The sequence below is a fragment of the Acinetobacter sp. WC-141 genome, from assembly GCF_000313935.1.
Lineage (GTDB): Bacteria > Pseudomonadota > Gammaproteobacteria > Pseudomonadales > Moraxellaceae > Acinetobacter.
Window position 1 is genome coordinate 1 of the sequence record NZ_AMSS01000068.1, and the last position, 3,656, is coordinate 3,656.

A 3,656-nucleotide genomic window follows, 5' to 3' on the forward strand; every position below is an offset into this window, starting at 1 on the left:
GCTTTGTTGCACAAACCTATCTGTAAAGGCTTTTTCAGCGATATAATTTTCAAATGAAGAAGCCTACACACAAAATCTACCGCACAACCAATTGGCCCGCATATAACCGAGCACTCATTAATCGCGGAAATATTGCCCTTTGGTTTGATCCTGCTACGCAATGGTATGCTCCATCAAAAGGCAAACAAGGGCGAAATCAAACCTACTCCGACGCAGCCATCCAATGCTGCTTAATGATTAAATCCTTATTCCGTCTATCTTTACGTATGGTCACTGGCTTTGTGCAAAGTCTGATTAAACTTTGCGGATTAAATTGGACCGCACCAGATTACAGTACGCTTTGTAGAAGACAAAAGCATATTGATATTGCAATCAGCTACCAAAAAAGTAGCGATGGGCTGCATCTACTCGTAGACTCTACAGGGATGAAGTTTCTAGGTGAGGGCGAATGGAAACGCAAGAAACATGGAGCTGAATATCGTCGCCAATGGCGTAAACTACATATTGGTATAGATGCCAAAACCCTACAAATACGCGCTATTCAGCTCACAACCAATAATGTCTGTGATTCACAGGTGCTTGGTGATTTACTTAATCAGATTCCACAAGATGAGCAGATTGACTCTGTTTATACCGATGGAGCTTATGACACCAAGCAATGCCGTCAGGTCATTGCAGATCGGCAAGCACATGCGGTGATTCCACCTAGAAAAAATGCGAAACCATGGAAAGATACAAAGAGTAGCTCGCTAGAGCGAAATGAATTACTTCGAACAATTAAACGTTTAGGTAGGACACTATGGAAAAAATGGTCAGGCTATCATCGCCGAAGTTTGGTTGAGACTAAAATGCACTGCATCAAATTATTAAGAGATAAACTCAGTGCAAGGAGCTTTGATAGCCAAGTCAATGAGGTTCATGCACGTGTAGCAGTCCTCAACAGATTTACGGAATTAGGTCGACCACTTACCCAAGTTACGCCTTAAATTTGGCTCAATTAGGGGCGCTTTGCCTTTCAAATCTTTGTGCAACAAAGCCATTTGGAATATAAATAAGATTTAGTTAAAATTAACATTATTCATATAAATTAACATTATGTATTACATTTACTAATAATTTAAAATAATTAGTAGAAAAAAATTATGTTTTAATTATTTCTTTGATTATATAAGTTGAGAGTAAAAAATGATTAATACGGAATTTTCAAAGTGTATTTCTGCATGTACAAACTGTTCACTTATTTGTACTGAATGTGCAACTTCTTGTTTAAAAGAAAAAGATTTAGAGATGATGCGTGAATGTATTCAACGTTGTCTAGAATGTGCAGATATTTGTCAGTTATGTGTGCGTATGCAACAACATAACTCACCTTTCCTCAAAGAGATTTGTGAGCTTTGTGCTAAGATCTGTGAATATTGTGCGGAAGAGTGTGAAAAACATTCACATGATTATTGTAAAAAATGTGCTGAGGCTTGCCGTCAGTGTGCAGAAGAATGTCGAAAAATTGCCATGTAAAATACTTCAATAATGTTAATTATATGGCTCTAGACTAACATAATCATTCTACTAGTCTAGAGCCTTTCCTAAAATTAACATAATACACCTTATACGAAATTCTTATATTTTTTTCTTTATTTTTCAATGGTATAATACAATCTTTAAAGCCCCTTTTCTCCAATCGGGGCTTTTTTATGATTTATTACGTTCTCTAATCCCCCCATTTCTCTTAGGTCTCTTTTGTTAGCGCTGACTGGATATTGACGGTCATTTAATTCACAGCTTTAACCAAATCGAACTATATACATTTTCAAATTTCGTACTTGAGCGAAAGTAGGAAAGTGTTGCCTGGAGAGAATAAGAAATGGGTTCTACACGACTATTGACCAATATTATTCAGCGTAAAGTCATGTTGCCAGAAGAAATGTCACCTTCAATGCAGCGTGACAATTTTGAAGTGACACTGACTGATTTTGAAAAGCATCCAATCATCAAATGTTTATTTAAGGCGGATAACCAGCGTTCTACGGAATGTTGGAGCGTGCAAGAAATTGCAAACTTTATTGAGGATTGCACAGAAGATCAAAACATCAATTTATGCATTTTGTATTGGAAAGATATACACAGCAATATTTACATTATTGATGGAGCACATCGTCTTTCCTGTATCTATGCGTGGATCAATAGATATTTTGCGGATGAGCAAGTCCCTCAAGCACCTAATTTCAATGATCAACAAAAACAAGATATTCGTTACCTCCGCAATTATTTAGGAGATCTTGCTGATTTTCAAAAAATTTGTACTGATGCCGAATTTGCAGAAAAAAAAATCGAAATTAGGCGATATTAAAATCAGTTTCCGGCAGGTACTGGGGACTCCGGAAGATGCGCGACGGGTATTTCAATCTATTAACTCAGATACTAAACGTTTAGATAAATATGAGGAATATCACCTAAGAAATCGCGGTAGTGACGCGTATTATGCGATCTATGCCTGTTGTTATATCAATGACAATAAATCTAACCTAGAAGAGCTCCAATATACACGTTTAAATGAGTTGATTGAGTTAGGGGAGAGGATCCACCAGTTACTTTTTTCGACCATTTTATTAGACAATGAAATGAGTCATGGCAAAAAAATTGGCCTGGTCAATGAGCTGATGAATATCATTGCGGGTGATCAGATTCATAATATTATGAGTCTGAATCAGGGGGAGCGCGTTGAAAACCTAATGTCGCATCTGTTGACCATTCTTTGCAGAATAGCGACGCCTGTAAAAAATGCTGGGGTTCCGAGTTTGGGCTTACATCCATACTTATATTTTTATAAGGATCAGAGTTTTCAGATTACTTCTTTTCTTGCATGGTTTTCAATTGTGTATGAAATTCATGAAAGCCGCATGCAGATTCATCATCGAAAGATTAGTTTCAAGGACTTCACCCGGGTACGCCGTAGTATTGAGTTCTTGATCGCCAATTTCCCCGTGGCGACCACCGAAACGGTCGGCAAGTTCGGCAGTGGTATCAAGGGCTATGATCGGCTACAAATTGTCTATAAAGCCTTTATTTGCTTAAGCTTGGAAATGGAGGTTGATTTTGATGATGAGGAATGCCTGAATACCTTTATTCTGTCCATGTCTAAGGCCTTCAAGTACATAAACTTTAACGAGTTTTATGTCGAAAGATTTTTGGGTGGTTATGATGATGCAGTCGTCAAGCATGTGGTGGGATATGTGGAGTCGATTAGTCCAATTTCTCGGTCAAAGCCCAAGGCCTTTTCGGGGTCGTCTCAGGAAACGGAAAATATAGCACGCTAAGGATTTTCACTCCGACTTCTTTTAACGATATCCAACACGGTATTTTTGCTTAGATTGACCAGCCGACCGACTTGTCGATAAGAGTGTCCAGCAGACACCAACTCCAACACTTTAGGTGCCAGACGATCTGACTTGGTACGTTGACCAGGACGACGACCAAACACAACGCCCCGCGCTTGTGCCGCTGCTACACCAGAGCGCACACGTTCACGTAGTAAATCTCCCTCAAACTCTGCTAATGCAGACATCACAGAAGCCATGAGCTTTCCCTGAGATGTGGAAAGGTCAAACTGCAAACCTGTTTGTGCCACCAGAGATACCCCGAAATGCCCAAGATTGTGT

Annotated in this window: 3 protein-coding genes and 1 pseudogene; 3 read left to right on the forward strand and 1 reads right to left on the reverse strand. The window is 39.0% G+C overall.

What is annotated here, in order from left to right:
- Nucleotides 1-53 precede the first annotated feature (53 nt).
- The 3 genes and pseudogenes from ACINWC141_RS13920 to ACINWC141_RS20680 form a co-directional block, all read left to right on the forward strand.
- Nucleotides 54-986, forward strand: coding sequence for an IS5 family transposase (locus ACINWC141_RS13920; protein WP_000743262.1), 933 nt, complete (start codon nucleotides 54-56; stop codon nucleotides 984-986).
- A gap of 199 nt (nucleotides 987-1,185) precedes the next feature.
- A complete protein-coding gene (locus ACINWC141_RS13925; RefSeq protein ID WP_004827037.1) occupies nucleotides 1,186-1,515 on the forward strand; it encodes a four-helix bundle copper-binding protein in 330 nt (109 codons plus the stop codon).
- 346 nt (nucleotides 1,516-1,861) lie between these two features.
- Nucleotides 1,862-3,278: pseudogene (locus ACINWC141_RS20680) on the forward strand (HNH endonuclease); the annotation flags it as partial.
- A 32-nt stretch (nucleotides 3,279-3,310) separates the two neighbouring features.
- On the opposite strand, the gene ACINWC141_RS13940 reads toward ACINWC141_RS20680, so the two are convergent.
- Nucleotides 3,311-3,656: recombinase family protein (locus tag ACINWC141_RS13940; protein ID WP_034678691.1), on the reverse strand; the 346-nt coding region annotated here is incomplete at its 5' end.